The 18,670-nt window shown below is 55.8% G+C and carries 20 protein-coding genes, 1 tRNA gene and 2 pseudogenes; 7 read left to right on the top strand and 16 right to left on the bottom strand.

The window, feature by feature from the left end; translation table 11 throughout:
• Positions 1–10: 10 nt before the first annotated feature.
• Complete coding sequence (locus ABJI08_RS14445; RefSeq protein ID WP_348402544.1) at positions 11–754, bottom strand: sulfite exporter TauE/SafE family protein; 744 nt, start codon at positions 752–754, stop codon at positions 11–13.
• A gap of 155 nt (positions 755–909) precedes the next feature.
• Here ABJI08_RS14445 and ABJI08_RS14440 point away from each other — a divergent pair, with 155 nt between their 5' ends.
• Positions 910–2,160 (top strand): Hsp70 family protein, encoded by a 1,251-nt coding sequence (locus ABJI08_RS14440; protein ID WP_348402543.1) that lies wholly within the window; start codon positions 910–912, stop codon positions 2,158–2,160.
• Between the two features lie 127 nt (positions 2,161–2,287).
• Entirely contained in the window at positions 2,288–2,731 is a 444-nt protein-coding gene (locus tag ABJI08_RS14435; RefSeq protein ID WP_348402542.1) for a hypothetical protein, read from the top strand.
• 345 nt (positions 2,732–3,076) lie between these two features.
• Here the strand turns inward: ABJI08_RS14435 and ABJI08_RS14430 are convergent, their stop codons facing one another.
• Positions 3,077–4,312: an acyl-CoA dehydrogenase family protein gene (locus ABJI08_RS14430; protein WP_348402765.1), complete on the bottom strand. Its 1,236-nt coding sequence runs from the start codon at positions 4,310–4,312 to the stop codon at positions 3,077–3,079.
• A gap of 212 nt (positions 4,313–4,524) precedes the next feature.
• Here ABJI08_RS14430 and ABJI08_RS14425 point away from each other — a divergent pair.
• Positions 4,525–4,599 (top strand) — tRNA-Gln (locus tag ABJI08_RS14425).
• A 167-nt stretch (positions 4,600–4,766) separates the two neighbouring features.
• On the opposite strand, the gene ABJI08_RS14420 is transcribed toward ABJI08_RS14425, so the two are convergent.
• The 4 genes from ABJI08_RS14420 to ABJI08_RS14405 form a co-directional block, all read right to left on the bottom strand.
• Positions 4,767–6,371, bottom strand: a complete 1,605-nt coding sequence (locus tag ABJI08_RS14420) for a recombinase family protein (protein WP_348402541.1) — start codon at positions 6,369–6,371, stop codon at positions 4,767–4,769.
• Positions 6,368–6,784 (bottom strand): DUF2924 domain-containing protein, encoded by a 417-nt coding sequence (locus tag ABJI08_RS14415; protein ID WP_348402540.1) that lies wholly within the window; start codon positions 6,782–6,784, stop codon positions 6,368–6,370. The genes ABJI08_RS14420 and ABJI08_RS14415 overlap by 4 nt, the downstream gene beginning before the upstream one ends.
• On the bottom strand, positions 6,784–7,002 hold the full coding sequence (locus ABJI08_RS14410; protein WP_348402539.1) for a DUF3489 domain-containing protein: 219 nt from the start codon (positions 7,000–7,002) through the stop codon (positions 6,784–6,786). Before ABJI08_RS14410 ends, ABJI08_RS14415 begins: the two co-directional genes overlap by 1 nt.
• 89 nt (positions 7,003–7,091) lie before the next feature.
• Positions 7,092–7,568, bottom strand: coding sequence for a hypothetical protein (locus tag ABJI08_RS14405; protein ID WP_348402538.1), 477 nt, complete (start codon positions 7,566–7,568; stop codon positions 7,092–7,094).
• 148 nt (positions 7,569–7,716) lie between these two features.
• Between ABJI08_RS14405 and ABJI08_RS14400 the strand changes: the two genes are divergently transcribed.
• From ABJI08_RS14400 to ABJI08_RS14390, 3 genes are all read left to right on the top strand, one after another.
• Positions 7,717–8,391, top strand: coding sequence for a TetR/AcrR family transcriptional regulator (locus tag ABJI08_RS14400; protein ID WP_348402537.1), 675 nt, complete (start codon positions 7,717–7,719; stop codon positions 8,389–8,391).
• Positions 8,392–8,429: 38 nt separating this feature from the next.
• Positions 8,430–9,998, top strand: a complete 1,569-nt coding sequence (locus ABJI08_RS14395; RefSeq protein ID WP_348402536.1) for a DUF1254 domain-containing protein — start codon at positions 8,430–8,432, stop codon at positions 9,996–9,998.
• Between the two features lie 163 nt (positions 9,999–10,161).
• Positions 10,162–11,319, top strand: a complete 1,158-nt coding sequence (locus ABJI08_RS14390) for an alpha/beta hydrolase (protein ID WP_348402535.1) — start codon at positions 10,162–10,164, stop codon at positions 11,317–11,319.
• A gap of 289 nt (positions 11,320–11,608) precedes the next feature.
• Here ABJI08_RS14390 and ABJI08_RS14385 read toward each other — a convergent pair whose 3' ends face one another.
• From ABJI08_RS14385 to dcm, 4 genes and pseudogenes are all read right to left on the bottom strand, one after another.
• Positions 11,609–12,991: an MvaI/BcnI family restriction endonuclease gene (locus ABJI08_RS14385; protein ID WP_348402534.1), complete on the bottom strand. Its 1,383-nt coding sequence runs from the start codon at positions 12,989–12,991 to the stop codon at positions 11,609–11,611.
• The gene (vsr, locus tag ABJI08_RS14380; protein WP_348402764.1) at positions 12,921–13,247 is read right to left on the bottom strand and encodes a DNA mismatch endonuclease Vsr; all 327 of its coding nucleotides are present in this window, start codon (positions 13,245–13,247) and stop codon (positions 12,921–12,923) included. Before vsr ends, ABJI08_RS14385 begins: the two co-directional genes overlap by 71 nt.
• A pseudogene (locus ABJI08_RS14375) lies at positions 13,224–13,342 on the bottom strand (very short patch repair endonuclease); the annotation flags it as partial. The pseudogene ABJI08_RS14375 and the gene vsr, both read right to left, overlap by 24 nt.
• Positions 13,343–13,373: 31 nt before the next feature.
• Positions 13,374–14,606: a DNA (cytosine-5-)-methyltransferase gene (gene dcm / locus ABJI08_RS14370; RefSeq protein ID WP_348402533.1), complete on the bottom strand. Its 1,233-nt coding sequence runs from the start codon at positions 14,604–14,606 to the stop codon at positions 13,374–13,376.
• A gap of 175 nt (positions 14,607–14,781) precedes the next feature.
• Here dcm and ABJI08_RS14365 point away from each other — a divergent pair, with 175 nt between their 5' ends.
• Positions 14,782–14,997 (top strand): hypothetical protein, encoded by a 216-nt coding sequence (locus tag ABJI08_RS14365; RefSeq protein ID WP_348402532.1) that lies wholly within the window; start codon positions 14,782–14,784, stop codon positions 14,995–14,997.
• A 15-nt stretch (positions 14,998–15,012) separates the two neighbouring features.
• On the opposite strand, the gene terL is transcribed toward ABJI08_RS14365, so the two are convergent.
• The 6 genes and pseudogenes from terL to ABJI08_RS14335 all read right to left on the bottom strand — a co-directional run.
• Positions 15,013–16,446 (bottom strand): phage terminase large subunit, encoded by a 1,434-nt coding sequence (gene terL / locus ABJI08_RS14360; protein ID WP_348402531.1) that lies wholly within the window; start codon positions 16,444–16,446, stop codon positions 15,013–15,015.
• Entirely contained in the window at positions 16,439–16,834 is a 396-nt protein-coding gene (locus tag ABJI08_RS14355; RefSeq protein ID WP_348402530.1) for a DUF5681 domain-containing protein, read from the bottom strand. The genes terL and ABJI08_RS14355 overlap by 8 nt, the downstream gene beginning before the upstream one ends.
• Positions 16,831–17,418 carry a 2-dehydro-3-deoxygalactonokinase gene (locus ABJI08_RS14350; protein ID WP_348402529.1) on the bottom strand — a complete coding sequence of 196 codons (588 nt, stop codon included), beginning with the start codon at positions 17,416–17,418 and terminating at the stop codon, positions 16,831–16,833. The genes ABJI08_RS14355 and ABJI08_RS14350 overlap by 4 nt, the downstream gene beginning before the upstream one ends.
• Positions 17,399–18,088: an RraA family protein gene (locus ABJI08_RS14345; protein ID WP_348402528.1), complete on the bottom strand. Its 690-nt coding sequence runs from the start codon at positions 18,086–18,088 to the stop codon at positions 17,399–17,401. Before ABJI08_RS14345 ends, ABJI08_RS14350 begins: the two co-directional genes overlap by 20 nt.
• 104 nt (positions 18,089–18,192) lie before the next feature.
• Positions 18,193–18,531, bottom strand: a pseudogene (locus ABJI08_RS14340) (IS5/IS1182 family transposase); the annotation flags it as partial.
• Positions 18,532–18,567: 36 nt separating this feature from the next.
• A partial coding sequence (locus ABJI08_RS14335) for an IS3 family transposase (protein ID WP_348402763.1) occupies positions 18,568–18,670 on the bottom strand: 103 nt, incomplete at its 5' end.

Raw genomic sequence — 18,670 nt, 5'->3', positions numbered from 1 at the left:
CCCACAAACGCTATCCCATGACCGTCTGCGCAACAATCACGCAGCCAGACAGAAACAACAGCCCCAGCACAATCTGTCGGAACGTGTTTTCGGACACGCCTACATAAGCCCGCACCCCGATAAATGCCCCCAACAGGCTGAACGGCACGGCAATCAACGCATAAGGCAACAACGCAGCATTGAACTTGCCCACAAAACCCATCGCCACGGCCGCAAAACCCAAGATCAGCAAGTTGAACGGCTGATATCGCGCCCGCTGCTCTGCCGATGACAGCTTGTTCACCTGCAACCAGATCATCGGCAAAACGCCCGACAACCCTGCAATCCCGCCCAGAATACCGCTGACAAACCCTATCCCCCTGTCAGCAATGCCATCTCTGTGCACCGGTAATTTCAGATCAGACAAGCCCCTGAATTGAACGAGCGAATAGCACAGCAGCATCCCTCCAATCGCCATCTTCACAGTGTTCGGATCGAGAATGGTCAACAACAACGTGCCGACCGGCACGCCAAACACGCCGCCCGAAATCAGATAGGTCGATTTTGACCACGACAACCTGCCCGCAAGCTTCCAAAGCCCAACAAACTGCCCCGCCAGCGCCGCGACGACAATCAGCGGCGGCACGATCTCGGGGGGCAACACCAGAAACCAGAACCCGGACGCAACCAGCGCCGTGCCAAACCCGGCAAACCCGTTCACAAACCCGGCCGTCAGTGCCCCAAGCGTCAGCAATGTTATTGTGTAAACGTCCATGGCCGCGCTTTCTCTGGTGAACTGGAGTTGCGGCAAATCACAGCCCGCCTCGGGCGATAGAGCGTGTCTGCACAACCTCTGTCAATGGTCAGCTTGACACCCCCACGCCCAGTCCCTAAACACCCGCGCTCCAACACTCAGGCAGGAGCACCAAAATGGCCGATACCACGCGCGCCCTGGGCATCGACTTTGGCACATCAAATTCGGCCGCCGGTTACCTGCAGGACGGACAGCCCCACCTGATCGAATTTGCGCCGGGTCAGACCACCCTGCCAACCACGTTTTTCTTTGATTTTGAAACCCGTAAAACTCTGCTGGGCGAACCCGCCAACCGCGCGCTTTTTGCCGGAGAAGAGGGCCGCTTTATGCGCGCACTCAAACGTGTTCTGGGCACGTCGCTGATGCATGAAAAGCGCCAGCTTCTGAACGAACGTGTCACCTTTGTCGACATTATTGCCCGCTTCCTGCGCCACATCAAAACACAGGCCGAGGCCGAAACCGGCCTGCGGTTTGACCGCGCCCTGTCCGGGCGTCCGGTGGTGTTTCACGGCACCAACGACCCACGAGAGGCACAGGCCCAGGAAGACCTGCGCGCCTGCTACCATGCTGCCGGGTTTAGCGATGTCAGCTTTCTCGCCGAACCCGCCGCCGCTGCCGTCGCGAATGGCTCGGTTCAGGAAATCGGCGCGATTGGGCTGATTGTAGACATCGGCGGTGGTACATCTGACTTTTCGATATTTCGCAAAACCGCGTCCGGCATAGATATTCTGGCCAACCACGGCGTGCGCATCGGGGGCACCGATTTTGACGGCGCGATCAGCTTTAGCCGGGTCATGCCGCTCTTGGGCAAAGACAGCCTTTTGCGCAACGCGTTTGGCTCTGGGGTCCTGCCCGCGCCCAACGCCGTTTTTCTTGATCTGGCGACATGGGAAAAAATCCCGTTCCTCTATTCCGCCCAGACCCGCCGTCAGGTCGCAGATATGCTGCGTCAGGCACAGGAGCCTGACAAGTTTTCGCGGCTGTCAGATGTATTGCGCGATGAACTGGGTCATGAAATCGCCTTTGAGGTCGAGCGTGGAAAAATTGCCGCCAACAGCAGCGATCCAAACGCCCATATTGACCTTGGCATCATCGAACGGGGCTTGTCGCTGTCGTTGGACGCCCCGTCCCTGACCGACATTCTTACCCAATACGCAAAAGACCTAGAGCGCGGTGTGGGCGAAACCCTTCAACTGGCGCAAATCCAGGGCGCGGACGTGGATCAGGTGATCTATGTCGGTGGTTCCAGTCTGCTCAACCTCGTGGCTGATACCGTCACGCCACATGTCCCCAATGCGAGGCACAGCTTTAACGAGGTTTTCACCGCTGTTGCCTCGGGTCTGGCGCAGGCGGCAGACGACTATTGAGACAGGCACCTCTGGCCCGGTATCAGTCATCCGTCAGATTATGATTTTTCGCCTGAATGCTTGACCAAAGTCGTCTCGCAACGCGACTGCCCTTGGTAATGTCCTCTCAATTGACAGGAGCCACCTTATGAAAACCATTGGCCTCACACTTTTGCTCTGCCTGAATGCCCCGATGGCGTTTGCCAAACCGATGACATGCCGGTCATGGCAAGGTATGGAAGTGCCCTATCTTGGCGACGTGACGCTTGAAACCATCGGCGGCGCGACCGAAAATGCGCGCGGTCGGGCCGTGATCCTGCTGAACCCGGAAATATTAGAGAGCTATCCGCCAATGGCGCGGGAATTCTGGTTGGCGCATGAATGTGGGCACCACGCGCTCACACCGGCTTACAATACCGAGGCCGAGGCCGATTGTTACGCCATGAGACGATTGCGTAAAAAGCTGGTGCGCACGCCAGAGCAATTGCTTGAGCTGCAAGACGCGCTCTATGCGCTGCCCGACACGGCTTGGTCTGACCATCGCCCGGATGAGGCCCGGATCAAAGCATTGGCGCAATGCGGCGAAGAATAGACTAAAGCACTTCGCCGAATACTTGATACATCAAGCATCACTTAACGCGTTGAAATCTCTGATTTCAGGCAACTTTGAGTGATTCAGGTTTTTCGCGATGTGCTTTAGCGCGCAAAGTTTGCGTTGAGGTCTTGCCAAAGGTCGCGCCGATGTGCGCAAACAGGCCCGGGCAGAACAGGACAACCGACATGCGCATTATTCTATTGCTGACCACCCTTCTGACATTGGCCGCTTGTGGCGGTGTACCCTTGGTGCCGCTGATCTGAAAACTCCGGGGGATCGGACCCCCGAAATTTCAAACCGACGCAATACCGACGTGATACCGACGCGCTGCCGATGCTGGTTTCAGACCTTTTGCTGCGTGTATTTTTTCAGCTCAGTACGGGCAACCTGACGGCGGTGCACCGCGTCCGGCCCATCGGCCAGCCTCAAGGTCCGCACATGTGTCCAGGCATGCGCCAAAGGCGTGTCCTGTGATATGCCGGTCCCGCCAAACATCTGCACGGCCTCGTCAATCACTTTCAGCGCCACATTCGGCGCTAACACCTTGATTTGACTGATCCAGGGCGCGGCTGCGCGGGCGTCGCCCTGATCCATCACCCACGCCGTTTTCAGGCACAAAAGACGCGCTTGTTCGATCTCTATCCGGCAATTGGCGATGATGTCATAATTGGCACCCAGATGCGCAATCGGCTTACCAAACGCCTCCCGGTCCAGCGCCCTGCGACACATCCGTTCCAACGCCGCTTCAGCCTGTCCAATCGCGCGCATACAATGATGTATCCGCCCCGGCCCCAACCGCCCCTGAGCGATCTCAAAACCGCGCCCTTCGCCCAATAAAATTTGGGCTTTGGGCACGCGCACATCAGTGAACCGAATGTGCATATGACCATGCGGCGCGTCATCGTGACCATATACCAACATGGGCCGCAAAATCTCTATCCCGGGTGTATCAGCGGGCACAACAATCATCGATTGGCGATTATAAACCGGCTGCTCATCGCCTCCGGTTTTAACCATCACGATATAGACCTTGCAGCGCGGATCCCCTGCCCCAGAGGCCCAGTATTTTTCTCCGTTTAAGACATATTCGTCGCCGTCCAGAACGCAAGGCATTGAAATGTTTGTCGCATCCGAGCTCGCCACGTCCGGCTCGGTCATCAGATAGGCAGACCGAATGTCCCCCTCTAACAAGGGTTTCAGCCACTGCTCTTTCATCTCAGCAGAGCCATAGCGCTCAAACACTTCCATGTTTCCCGTGTCTGGGGCCGAGCAATTGAAAACCTCTGCTCCCAGTGGCGTTTTTCCCATTTCCTCGGCGAAATACGCATATTCCACAGTCGTTAAACCGAACCCACGGGTGCTGTCCGTCAACCAGAAATTCCAAAGCCCACGCTCCCTAGCAAGTGCTTTCAACCCCTCAAGAATTTCCGCCTGTCGCGGCGTATATGTCCACCGATCGCCCTTGCCGATTTCAGCCTGAAACGCATCCTCCAAAGGTAGAATATCCGTTTGGATCATCTCTTTGACCCGTTCCAGTAGCTGACGCATTTCCGGACGCAATCCCAGTTCCATATCGATCCTCCAAAGGCTCTGTTTGCATGTCAGCATGGACGAAACGCGCTATCCTTGTCCATGCTCGCAATTGAATGTGACGTCGGGTCTGTCACGTGTTTCCCTTCGCAAATCAGGCCCGGGGGTCTTCGTCAAAGTCGTGTTCCAATAAATGCATCAAAAAGTTCATTTCAGCCCTTGCACCCGCCCCGTTCCCCCATTAATTAGCCCCCCACGGATGGGGTGTGGCCTAGCGGTAGGGCAACTGTTTTTGGTACAGGAGATCGTAGGTTCGAATCCTACCACCCCAGCCAACCATTCTTTCAAAACCTATGATACCAGACGCGCGACTGAATTGCTGCGTGGTTTCCGTAGGTTATGGCGGGGAACGGCTTGGTCAGACGCAAATCCTTCGGGTTTACGACCGTCGATAACGCATCCGTCTGGACAGGCGATTTCCGCGATACGCGAAGCAGGGATTTCAGAGGGTTGTGATGCGCTTACGTTGCGTCTGCCAATCGGAAGGCAGGTCGTGGCGCAGGCACCAGTCTGACGTCAGGCCCATGGGCTGGGTACCATTGGTGATATCACAAACGATGTCTGGCGCGAGAAATGCGATATCGATGACCTGCTGAACCCGACGTTTTGAGGTGCCTGCTTCGGCAGCAATGGTCTCAAAGCTCTTGCCTTCCTTCAGGCGTAGGTACCATTGGTTGGCCCGAATGATGTTGGCGAGCAGTTTCTCATCGACTTCAGCGGCATCGTTGCCAACCACCAGTTTCATTTCAACGCCGCGCCTACGCTCGGTAAATGGCAGGTCGAGTGTGAGGTCGCCAGGATCGCAATCCAATTCGGCACCAATTAGTTTGTGCACTTCGCAAGCACTCAGATCGGCCGTTAGCTGGCCACGCGCGATGCGAACCCGTTCGACTACGTTCAAAGCTTCTTTTGCATCGTGTACCGGTGTTTCAATTCCGGGAAATTGTTGGACGTTCGCCGCCTCAGAAAGCTGCGTGATCCGTTTCTGCACCGCGGTGGCAATGGCGCTTTCCACCTGGAGTGCCGGAATACGCCATGTCCGCTGTTTCTCATCCAAACGTGTGACACCGGTCACCAGCTTTTGTGAGATATAGTACCTATACCGCTTGTCGCCCTTCTTCGTATGGCTGGGAGTGAGCCGATCCCCCGCCTCATCCACAATCTTTCCGGCAAGCGGAGACGGATCACGGTGCTGTTTTGATCGACGTGCTTTCACAGCACCATCGCTCAATCGTTCCTGCAATGCATCCCATCGCACGGGATCAATGATTGCCGGATGCTGCCCCTCAAACGCCTTTCCTTTGTGTCGGATGCGTCCGGCATAAATCGGGTTGGTCAGGATGTGGTGTAGTTGTCCGCGGGACATGAGGTTGCCGCCTCGCTGTTTGCCGTCTGGTGCGCGCCTGGATTTCGACCGCAGGTCCAGCCGGGCAGCGGCCTCGCGTACAAAGTTCATGGCGCCCCAATCATCATAGAGATCATAGATCTTGCGAACCACCTCGGCCTCATCCGGGTTGATCCGCAAGGTTCGCCCGTCAGGCTCGTAGCCAAGCGGCACGTTCCCACCCATCCACAACCCTTTGCGTTTGGATGCGGCGATCTTGTCCCGGATACGCTCGGCCGTGACCTCGCGCTCAAACTGAGCGAAGCTGAGCAGCACATTCAGCGTCAATCGGCCCATGCTGGTGGCTGTATTGAAGGATTGCGTCACAGAGACAAAGGACGCCTCTGCTGTATCCAACCGATCCACCAGTTTCGCAAAGTCGGCCAATGATCGGGTCAGCCGGTCTATCTTGTAAACGACAATCTGGTCGACCTGCTTTGCATCCACCGCCTGCATCAGCCGTAGCAACGCTGGGCGCTCAAGATGCCCGCCCGAGATGCCGCCGTCATCGTAATGATCCGGGAGCAGTTCCCAGCCCTCATGCCTCTGACTGGAGATATAGGCTTCACAGGCCTCACGTTGGGCATCCAGCGAGTTGAAGTCCTGTTCCAATCCATCTTCTGAACTCTTGCGGGTGTAAATGGCGCAGCGGACCCGTTTCATGGCTTGTGTTTGTTCAGGCCAAAGAACCGCGGCCCGCTCCACTCGGCTCCGGTGATCCGTTTCGCAACGGCACTGAGGGAAGAATAATTCTGGCCATCCATCTCAAAGCCGTCCGCTGTGACCTTTACCCGATAGACCCGACCATTCCATTCCCGCACCAGTTGCGTGCCGGGGGTAAGAGCCTGTGTGGACGCAGCTGCAGACCTGACACCTGCTCTGAACTGTCGCCGGATTGCCGCGGTATGCCCGCCCAGCTCTTTGCACTGAAGTTCAAAGGCCAGGGCTTTGCGCAAGAACCTCAGCGACAGGCGCGACCCCGGCATGGTACCCGTCATTGCAATCCAGGCATCGTGACAGCGCGCGTGATCCCAGGTCTCGGTATCTTCGATCCTGCGCTCCAGGTCTGCAATCATCAGTTTTGCTCCGGTTCATGCACCCGATACACTGGCCCTTTTGATGAGGGAGTACAGGTTACGGCTAATCCCAGTTTGCGCAGGCGTGAGATTTCGGCACGGATTGTATGGGGCTGCCACTCCAGCTTTCGCCCGATCGCGTCGATTGACGCGCCTGACTTGCGCTTGATCAGCTTCGTAAGCTGTGCACGTTTGGTTTGCGGCTTGGGGTTGATCATGTCTGTCTCCTGTAAGTGACCACGGTTCTTCCGCAGCCTTGCACTGAGACTGGCCCGGACTGGCCGGGCGGTGAATTCCAGGATTGTTTTTACTGATCCAGCTCCGCCCTGATCTCATTCAAAACGGCACCCACCGCGTGAAGGGCTGTTTCAAGCGCATCGCTAATATGAACCCGTGTCATTGCTTTCAACCGGGGGGACTGCCCGTCTGCCGCCAAACCTGCCGCATCCTCCAGCAAACAAGTCAGCCGCGCGAATGCTTCGCCAAAATTATATTTCGTATCCTTCTCCATGGCCGACACACATGCTTGCGGACCGCATGAAGTCCAGTCCATATGTACTGGAAAAGACAGGGACGGCCCACAGTTGCCGCTCGTCGGCCGATCTGATGCCGCGCTGCAGCTTTCGCATTGCTGACGTTCGTGCATCATGCAGCATTTTTTCGGCTTGATCGACGTGAAGCGGACAAACCGGCCCGATGCATCTGCAGCAAAGTTCATTATATCAAACTTTCCCACACGATAATTGTGGAGTGGTGATGTTGAACAATTTCCCGAATCGACCACTCATCTCGGCATGCAAGTCTAAGGTCATTCCCGGTCATTCGCCGCACCCACTATCTAGGCTTCAGGTGCCGGACCCATCCCTAAGAATCGTGTGTCTTATTGATCAGAATCATTGACGAGCGACATGATGATATTATAAATTGACACTATGTCAGAAAGTGTATTGCCATCCCCACTAAAGATATTTCCACAGCCCACGCAAAAGATACGCAAGTCGGACAGAACACGGGCTGCCATTTTGAATGCGGCACTGGACTTTGTCTGGTCGCATCCATTCAACGATATGACCGTCGCAAAGATTATGGACGCGGCAGGTCTGAGCCGGTCAGCTTTTTATCCACATTTCAGAGACCTGCGCGCCGTGATGCAGGTTTTGTTGGAAATAATCGGAGAGGAAATCCTGACGGCTGCCCAACCTTGGATTTCGGGTACAGGTGATCCGTCCGAACTCGTTGAAGAGGCTCTTATCGGCATGGTTGGCGTTTGCTATCAGCGGGGGCCTTTCCTTCGGGCGATAACCGATGCCGCCGCAATGGACAAACGTTTTGATGAGGACTGGACTGGGTTTTTGGAGCGGTTTGACGAAGCTGCTTGTGCCCGTATCGAGGCGGACCAGGCCCAGGGCCTTACTCCGAAATTTGACGCTCTTCCGGTCGCCACGGCGCTCAATCGTCTTGATGCCTACACCGTCGTCCAGGCGTTTGGTCGACATCCCAGAAGCCCGCCGGAGCCCGTTCAGACGGCGTTGGCTCGGATCTGGATTTCCACTCTTTATGGCTCTGAGCAACTGATCGAAGGCTCTTCGAGCCTCATTCGCAAATAGCTACGCGAGCGCAGCGTGTAGAAAATGGGAGAACGAAAATGACTAAATCTACAAGGAAAAAAAGTCTGCCGGTGATTGCCGTTCTTCTGCTGTTTGGTCTTGGGACAATGAGCGTTGCGCAAAACACGCAGGGCTACAACAACAAGATACCACAGTCCATCCTGACACCCGATCATGTAGAGACGCCAATTGGAGACCTGAAATTCTTTGATGGCATGCCTGATGAAGAAACCGTTCAGAAAGTTTATGACAACTTAATCTTCATGCGTGGCGTGGAGGCCTTTCTGAGCGGGATACCAGCCACGTCCATTGAGGCAATTCGTCTGGGTGGGGTCGATATCGGGGCGAAGCGGGCAAGCGACGTCGTCCTCTTTGACAAGTTGATGGACTCGGACCCGCTGTTCCTTACCGGCAATACGGATACGGTTTACGCGACCGCTATCCTTGAGTTGGACAGGGATGGGCCGACTGTTGTCGAGATCCCCCCGGGCACTGGTCCGGGAACGGTGGATGATGCATGGCAGCGTTTCGTCGTCGATATGGGAGCCCCTGGCCTTGATCAGGGCAAGGGTGGAAAGTATCTGATCCTGCCGCCTGATTACGAAGGCGATCTCGATGGACCGATTGGTGGCGAGTTCGCCGACGTGGACGGCAAGACATACATCGTGGTCAAGTCGCCAACATATGTGAACTGGCTGATCCTGCGCGGGTTTCTCGTTGACGGCAAACCTGACGTCGCCAACGACATGTTCAGGAATGGCTTAAAAATCTACCCCCTGAAGGACAAAGGTAACCAGCCGGAGATGAATTTCATCAGCGGCTCTGAGGTTCCCTTCAACACGATTCACGTCAATGACTTTCACTTCTATGAAGAATTGAACAGCATCATTCAGCGTGAACCCCTTTCGCTGATTGATCCCGAAACGCGTGGATTGATCGCTTCTATCGGCATCCAGAAGGGGAAGCCGTTTGAGCCAGATGCGCGGACAAAGGCACTGCTGACCAAAGCTGTGGCCGTCGGAAACGCTACCGCACGGGCGATCTTCTTCCGCCCGATGAAGGAGGCATTCTTGTATGAGAATAGTGGTTGGTTTGCTGCGTTCGTCGGTGGCAGCCACGAGTTTTTGAGGGACAAAGGCCTGGGAGGTCGTTACTTGGACGCTCGAACCCTCACGTTCTACATGGGCACGGTCAACACCCCGGCGATGGTCAACAAGATGGTCGGGGCTGGTTCGCAATACGCGATGATCACAACTGATGCGAACGGCGAATACCCTGATGGCGGCAAAACCTACAAAATAAGTATTCCTGCCGATGTACCCGCCAAGGATTTCTGGTCGGTCGTCGTATACGACCCGCAAACGCGCTCGCAACTTCAGACTGAGCAGCCATTCCCAGCCAAGAACAGCAAGCGGCACGAGCTTGATGTCAATAAAGACGGCTCAGTGGATCTTTATTTTGGACCAGAAGCACCTGCTGGCAAGGATGCAAACTGGATTCAGACCGTGCCGGGAAAAGGTTGGTTCGCTGCTCTGCGTCTCTATGGGCCGCTTGAGCCCTGGTTCGACAAGACATGGCAACCCGGCGAAATAGAACCGATGCAATAGAAAGGTTTATCCAATGAGACCGCTAAAACAACAACTCCAAGTCCTGCTCATAGCTGGGGTCTCAGCATTTACCTTCGCGCCTGCGTTTGCGGAGGATCTTAGAGTGACTTTGATCAGACCCGATCGTCCGTGAACTGGAAAAGAAGAGAGATGTCACATGCCAATGTATATTTTTCGATGGTATCCCAAACGCTTGCTGAAATCGGTGAGGTCTAACGGAGCCAATTTTCGCTGGCTGCTCTACATTACTGCGGTCGTGGTGCTGGCTTCGTGCTCTCCACCTCCGGAACTCGTGGGAGTGGATAACCCTGAGGTCCCGGTCGCGTCTATTGAGGCCGCGGTCAGGCAAAAGGTGTTCATCGCATCAACACGGCAAGCGACCGAAACTGTTGGCGCATTTTACTCTGCTCAGCGCGCACCAGAGTTGGGTCTCGCGTCAGTACAGGTATCGATTCCGCCTACACATGTTGTGGGCGAACTAGAACGACCAAAAAGGCTGCCGCCTGATCCAAGAACCGAATTCGCGATTGTCGAGCCCACAGTCTACGCAAGTGACGAGGCCTTCATTGCATCGGTGAATCGCGAGCTGCAGAAAATCCCGAAAGGCCAAAGGGACATTCTGTTTTTCGTACACGGCTACAACAATACGACAAGTGACGCACTGCTAAGGTTGGCCCAGTTTGTCGAGGACAGCGGTTTTCAAGGCGTACCGGTGCTGTTTGATTGGGCATCTGGCGCGAGTCTCACCCGCTATGTGTATGATTTGAATAGTGCACTGATTGCCAGACCAAAAATACCCGAAATAAGCTCGATTTTGGGTCGCACAAATGCAGAAGGGTACGATATTTTTGCGCATTCTATGGGGGCATTCCTTACCATGGAAGCTATGAAAGATGCAGTACAGACGGGCAGGTTCAATGCTAACGAGCGATTGCAGACTATCATACTAGCGTCGCCTGATATCGATATGGACCTGTTCCGCGCCCAACTAGAGCAAATCGATACGAAATTCGACAGGTTCTACGTTTTGCTGTCCGAGGAAGACAGCGCTCTAAACATTTCCCGCCGTATCGCCGGAGGTGTTCCGCGCGTTGGCGCATCGGATATCAACGAGCTAGCAGAACTTGGTGTTATCGCAATTGATCTTTCCAAGGTTAGCAATTCCAGTTCTGGAAGCCACTCGAAGTTCGCTGGATCGCCCGATGTCGTGAAGCTGATTGGCGGTGGATTGAACGAAAACGGCCGGTTTAGTCGGAGCCAGAGAGCAACTAATTTGGGTGAAATACTTGGTGGGATCCCGATTAGCGTAGCCTTTAAATGAAGTTTTTTTCGGTAAGAAAATGGAGAAGCATGCGTCGATAACGCTGATTTTATGGTGCGATTGCCAAAAACTGGGATTCAGAAATTTGGTGTTCGCAAAATGGCTGGATTTAGCTCACGGCACCAACGGATTACAGCGCAGGAATGTCTACAAGGGGCACTGAGCGGACTTGCGGCGACGCAGAGAAAAAAGCGGAATCGAGGTTGTTTTAATGTCGGCTTCTTCCGTCCCGACATGAGTGGTTCGCATCTGCAGCGAAGGTCTGGAATCCGCCACTTCATGAGTGTCTTCACAGCATTTCCTGCTCAGCTTTTCGATAAAGCCCCGACAGTGCCTGATGCCGCACCCGGAACTGGCTCCGTCGCTTGAGCTTGGGTCTGGCTGATGTCACCCCCTCAAGTTTGAGCGCAGGATCGTAGTAGACGACACCCGCTGAAACCGCCTTGAGAAACAGAAAGAAATCCGTTCCTTCGCACATCTCGATGCGGCCGCCGTACTGGTATTCAAATGGAGGCCCCTGTCGGATTGATGGCACGTAACAGGCGCGCGCGTGCTTTCTGTTCCAGTGCGAAATCAGCCCTTCAAAGGCCCAGGTTGCCGCTCGCGTCCCCTCAGCATCGACAAGATGAATACCACCCCCCATATCGGTGATTTTGCCCTGGGGGCCATCATAGCCGCTGATAGCAAGTCTCAGTCCCGTCAGCCCGTTCGCCTCTTTGCCGATAGCGTATGCGCCGCCAAAGTTGATGCGGTCGGCTTTGCCGGACTGATCCGGATAGCCAAATCGCCGGACAAATGCGTCCGGCCCGGCCTCACGGTAGTATCCGGCCGTCGGTTCGGGGGTCATTAAGGTGACCACGCTTTTGGGTGCAAACCTGATGAAGTCACGGACACCGTACTGTTTGATCTCCCAGCCAAGGTAGTCGGGATCGGCATGGCCGTTCGGGGTAATGCCAAGTTCTGCCTCAAGCGTGTATCCGCCGCCGTTTTGGGCCTGATAGGGCTGCGGTCCGTGAGGGCCTAGTTTTTTGGACCTGATCCACCCGGCCTGGTGGATTTCCCTGAGCCGGTTGATGAGCGCCGTGCGTGTGTCTGTTATCCCGGTTCGTAACCCGGTCAGATTCAGAAACACCCCGGTGGTTTCGGGAAGCTCTGCTGCATCAAGGGCTGACACGATCGGATCAGACCAGGCCGCAGCAAAACCAAAGACACGACCGTCCGGACATGTGCCAAGGAAGAGAACCCGCCCCGGGTCTCGTGACCGCATCAGGTCTGAAGGCGCCCGCTCTGCGCCTTTGAGGAGCCCGGAGATACGCACTTCAGGGTATTTCGGATAAAGGATCAGAGAGACATCCGGCGCCAGTGACAAACCTTGCCCGTCAATCCAAAAGAACCGCACTCCAGCTTTTGCCCGATCCCGCACACTGCCTGCCTTTGACGTGCTGTCGGTTTCTATCGGTCCATGAGGAATAGTGTTGAGCGCTTCAAAACCACCACCAAGATAGATCTGGTTCTTGGAATTGTCGTTTGGAGCAAGCCGTTTGGCATAAAATGCCGTTGCGCCGGCTGCAGCCATGCGATCCAGCAATGATGTCAGATTGTCAGACAGTGTCCCCGCCCCGGAAAGTTGCTTCTTTCCGGTCAGAGGACAGCCATGTGGAGATGTTGTCAATCAGGTCTTCCCGCGGAAGCTTGCCACGACCTTTAAGCGCGCACTCCCAGACGCATGCAATCCGCCAGCCAGCGGCTCGAAGCGAACTCAGCGCTTGCTCATCCCGACGTTGGTTTCCCCCGATCTTCTCACGCCAGAACTCTTCGCGGGTTTTAGGCCATTTGAAGAGCGGACAATCATGCCCGTGCCAGAAGCATCCGTTCACGAACACAACTGCCTTGTACCTTGCAAAGACAAGATCAGGTCGGCCGGGCAGTTTCCTGTCATGCAGCCGGAACGAAAACCGCGGGCGTGGAGCCCGCGGCGGATAAACATTTCAGGTTTGGTGTCAGTGCCCCGGATTGCAGCCATGTTACGGCTGCGGGTTGCCTTATCATGGACGTCAGCCAACTTTGCGGACCGGTGCGGCCTTCTGATTTTCCAGAATTGACCGGACATGCGGCTCCATCACACGGGCGACCTCGGCAAAAACCGGGACAGCCACCGAGTTGCCAAACTGCTTATAGGCCTGGGTATCCGAGACGGGGATCCGGAAGTCCTCAGGATAGCCCATCAGCCGGGCGCATTCGCGCGGCGTCAGGCGGCGCGGATTGTTGCCTTCGCCACGGCTTACCAGGATTTCCGAACCATCCTTGTAATACCGGGCGGACAGGGTTCGGGCGATACTGTCACCGTCCACCAGACCAAAGCCAAAACCGTTGCCTTTGGCTTTGTGTTTCGCGGCATAGTTCTGCAGGTATTTCCAGAGCTTGTCGGACAGAGTGTATTTGCCGCTGACGGCGGCGTCATTGCCGAGCGTGAAATGGCTCTCCGGGTTCTCATTGCCGTTCTCCGGGTGCAGGATGTCCCGCATGCGGCGCTCCCGGTGAGGCGGCAACACAACATCATCAAAACTGAATGGCACTTCCTCGCGGAAGCCCACAATGACGATCCTCTCCCGGTGCTGAGGCACGAAATGCGCGGCATCAATGACGCGGGGTTCCGGCACATAGTAGCCAAGCTCATCCCGCAGTTTGCGCATGATGACCTGGAACGTACGGCCTTTGTCATGGCTGCGCAGGTTCTTCACATTCTCGAGCATGAAGGCGGCGGGACGGTGATGCTTGAGGATCCGCAGCACATCAAAAAACAGTGTGCCCTGAGTTTCATCATCAAAGCCGTGAGCGCGGCCGAGAGCGTTCTTTTTCGATACCCCTGCAATTGAAAACGGCTGACAGGGAAAGCCCGCGACCAGCACGTCATGTTCGGGAAGCTCTTCGGCTTCGATTTCGGTTATGTCCCCGGCAATCGGGCGGTTGTCCGAAAAGTTGGCATCATAGGTCTGCTGGGCGAACCGATCCCATTCCGAGGTAAACACGCAACGCCCGCCTGCGCTCGCCATAGCCTTGCGCAGCCCGCCAATCCCCGCAAACAGATCGATAAAGGAAAACGCCGCACCGGAAGTCTCCGGCTGACGCGCATCGACTTCCATACGAAGAAGGTTCATCGCACCTTCGCGCGGGGTTTCCTCACCACGTTTCCAGCGGTAGATATGCCCTTCAGAATAGCCGAGAATCTTTGCAGCTTCGGCGACTGAATGCCCTGTTTTCTGTAACAGTAGTTCGAATTCGGTCATTCTGCGCGTCCTCCGGTGCCACGATTCAGTCTCGCGGGGAATTTTTTTGTCACTATGGCGACACGATTCCCGTGAGGCAAGAACATTCAGAAAACATTTCGATGAATGTCGGGTTAATCCTGATCACAAAAGAAATCACTGGACCTGCTTTCCAAAGGAAGCGTCAGTCACCGCTATGGAAAACGACCCGAAAGATACGGTTCAGCGCCTGTTTGCGGAAGTGACGGCCCGGCTTGAAGACGCGGCCCTTGCCGCACTTGAGGGGCAGTTGCCGTGGATAGACGCCGAAAAGGCCCGCATTGCCGCGTTGTCGGTGCGTGAGCACCTGCAACAGGTTGACCGAAAGCTGGATGCGGCCGAGATGATCGCCGCGCGGTATCAGCGCGATTAAACGGGAAAGCCGTCGTTACTCTTCCAGTAGGATCAGCTGCGGCGGAATCATCGCGACGCGGGCGCGGCGCGGCGATCGCCACGAAAGGAGTTGAGTCAGGGCATCCACCTGATCGTCGTGGCGCAGGTTCGGGAACCCGAGCAGTTCGCGTTCAAATCCGGCAAGCCAGGGCGCCTCTTCGGGCATCAGCAGATCGCCCGCCTCGATGCGGTGTGTCTGGGCTGAAAACCTCGTTTCCTTGTCGCCTTCGGGTTTTCGCGCAATTGGTGTCGGCACCCCCTGCAGGGCCTCATGGCGCAGAACCTGGATCAGCTGCGCTCCGCTCGCCGCATCTTCGATCAATAGCATATCCGACTGCCATGATCGCGCCAGATCATTAGTTCGGCGGCGCAGATCTGGAAACTGCAGCCTGTCACGAAACACATCCAGAATAAAAACCTGGCGCTGTCGGACGAGCCCTGTAATGCAGACCGAGAAATCGTTGAACACTCCGTCTTTGCTGGCTGTATTCCAGCTCTGAACAATCAGATCTCCCGGCTGGCGCTCGGGCATTTCATTGTACTGTCTGAACCACTCCCGCTTTACATGCAGGCCTTCGGCCGGGACCGGCGATTGTTGATACTGTGCAGAAAACGTCGCTGACCCCATCACGCCTTTCAGCGCATTCAGGCGGGCCACATCTTCACGCTCCGGATGCAAGGCATCGCCTGACTGCCGTTCGTGAATCCGCCCGCTGCCAAGCGGCACATGTTCACTGGTTTCCGCGATTGCCTGCAGGCTCAGATGATCCCAGCCACCTGCCTCGAGCAGATGCCCCGCCAGATCTTCCTCATGCAGGCGCTGCATCACCAGCAGGATCGCACCTTTCGATTTATCGTTCAGGCGCGAAGAAAGCGTATTTGCATACCAGTGGATGACCTTGCGCCGCGCAGTTTCAGACATGGCTTCATCAGGTTTGATCGGATCATCGATGATGATGATGTCGCCACCGCGCCCGGTCAGCGTGCCACCAACCGAAGTAGACAGCCGGCCACCGCCCTTTGTGGTCGCAAAGTCCATTTCGGCCCCACCGCCGCGTTTCAGGCGGGTGTTGGGGAATACGCGCTGATACCAGTCTGTCTGCATGATCGCGCGGCAATCACCTGCGTGTTTCTGGGCCAGTTCGGCCGAATAGCTGACGCAGACGAATTTCAGCCCGGGATCGCGGCCCAGCCGCCACGCAACCCAGGCAACCGAAATCGAAATGGATTTCAGGTAGCGTGGCGGCATGGTGACAATCAGACGTGTGGCCGCGCCGCGCTCCACCCGGCCCAGCTGATGCCCAATGGCATCGTGGTGCCAGTTCGGTACGAATTTGTCACCCCCAGAGGCTGTCGTGAACGCCTTTGAAAGAAACGCTAGAAAATCTTGCTGCAATATGGCGTCGAAGAGCGCCTGGCGGTCAGTCATCACCCGGGTTCCCGTCTTGCCGGTCCATGAACTGCTGCAGGATGGCGTCATCCTCTGGTGAAAGTCGCGACGCGCTGACCGGCACTTCATCCTCCGGCCCCAAAAGCGATATGGCCAGTTCCGCCAGTTTGCTGATGGCGCGCATATCGCCTTTCACCGCTTTCGCCGTGAGCTGTTTCACCATAAGTTGCTGTTTGGTCAGCTTTCGCGCCCGGCCATTTTCCGTGATTGTGACCCGCTCACCGAGCTCTGCTTTCAGATCGGTTTTCAGGCCACGTGCCCCTTTCGGCCGGCCGCGCGGATTGCCCGACTTCCCTTTCTGAAACTGCCCGCTCTTGGGAGGTTTGCCGTAACCGACATCGTAGCTGTGCTTATCCTTGCCGCTCATGTGTCATCTCCAGCTTCCGCACCGACAGCCGCAAAACTTTCGAAGCTCGCAGCGTGGACCGCCGTTTCTCCGGTTGCGTCCTGCAGACGGCGAACGATCAGATCTGCGTAGTGCAGGTCGATTTCCATACCGATCCCGATCCGACCAGTCTCTGCGGCCGCCAGCAACGTCGTACCCGACCCGGCAAAAGCATCGGTAATAATCCCGCCGCGCTGCGCGCCATCATGATCGGTTGTCATACCGGTCACAAAGGTCACAGTCATTCCATCAGACGACTTGTGCCTTACAAGAGCTCCGGCGAGTTCCTGAACACCAGACGGCACGGACACATAAGGTGTTTCGAACCATCCATTTCGACTGGTAATCATGCCTGATGCGATGACAGGCAATTTGGTCGCATTTTCCCAAGGACCTATGAGGTCTCTGAATGACCCCTCAAAATCGCCGTTCTTGACGTGCATAATACCTTCGGGCTTCGAGACCTGATCCAAGACCTCTCCGCCCGCGCCAATCAGGAAGGCGCGGAGCGAAGATGTGCCCCAGTCGATACCAATCAATGCCGGTTTAGATGCGACCGAATTCATTCAACAAATCCTCGACTGTTTTGCCTTTCGCGACCCATTTTCGGGTTTCTTCCTCGCGGTCAGCTTGTTCCTGCGCAAGTCTCACGACTTCTTCCGCGGTTGCCAAAGGCACAACAACAACGCCCATCAGGTCGGCCACGATAAAATCGCCGGGGTTAACGACGACGCCACCGCATGCGATTGGCACGTTGATCGAAAGTTCTTCTTTGCGCCCGGAAAACATTGTGTGCGTGCCGCGCGGGGTGATTGCGCGTGTCCAGATCGGCCAATTGATATCTTCAAGCTCGTCCGTGTCGCGCCCTGAGCCGTCAACGATCATGCCACGGATGCCGCGGTTCTGAGCCAAACCGCCCATCAGTCCACCGCATACCGATGTGTTGATATCGCCACTTGCGTCTACCACAATCACATCGCCTTCCTGGCTCATTTCAAGTGCCTTGAGTGGATCGACCAGATCACCTTTGGACAATTGCACCGTGACGGCCTGTCCGGTGATTCTGGACCGAAAGGCCGGCTTGATTGCACTGTCCATTACACCCGTGCGATATTGCACATCAGCAAAAATTGCTGCGACAGAATAAGCACTTAGTACTTCGTCGAATTTCTTGAGCAGGTCTGGGTTACGCTCAAAATCGTTAAAGACTCTGAGATCAGCGGAAACTTCTGGCATTTATGCCTCCAATTATGGTGTTACTTCGAGCAATGCTTGTGCATTGACCGGATAATCTGGTGCTTGCCCTGTCAGGACGAGCGCGACTTGTGTTGCGGCCGTTAGCTAAAGAAAGCCGGACCTTTACGAGCAGCGGTCCATTGGCTGGCCGGGTCAGAATGCGATGTGAATTTGGGCTGGACCGGGCTGGCTGCACCAAAATCGGCCTCATCCAGCGTGTCGAGATACTCATGTACAGCGCGGGGCGCATCCATTGGATCGACGGTGGATGCATCCCAGTCGTCCTTCGGTGTCGAGTTCTGTTTGTTGGCATCGGCTTCGATCAGGCTGGCATCAATCGCCATGCGTTGACCGCTGACCAATCCTTCCTCAATGCACCGGGCGACGGTCGTTTCGAATAGGTGGCGCAGCAGTTCGCTCTCGCGGAAGCGTCCATGCCGGTGGACCTGTCCCGCTTTTGTTCCGCCCCAAGTGCTCGTTTAAGCCAGCTTTCGTTCGAAAGCGACCGGGCTTTTCCAGCCGAGGGCTGAGTGCCTTCTGCGTGGATTGTAGAAGCCGTTGATGTATTCAAAGATTGCCATT

The sequence above is a fragment of the Shimia sp. genome (genome assembly GCF_039969785.1).
Taxonomy (GTDB): domain Bacteria; phylum Pseudomonadota; class Alphaproteobacteria; order Rhodobacterales; family Rhodobacteraceae; genus Shimia.
The sequence above is the reverse complement of the archived record's forward strand: the minus strand, read 5'-3'. Positions and strand labels throughout refer to the sequence as shown.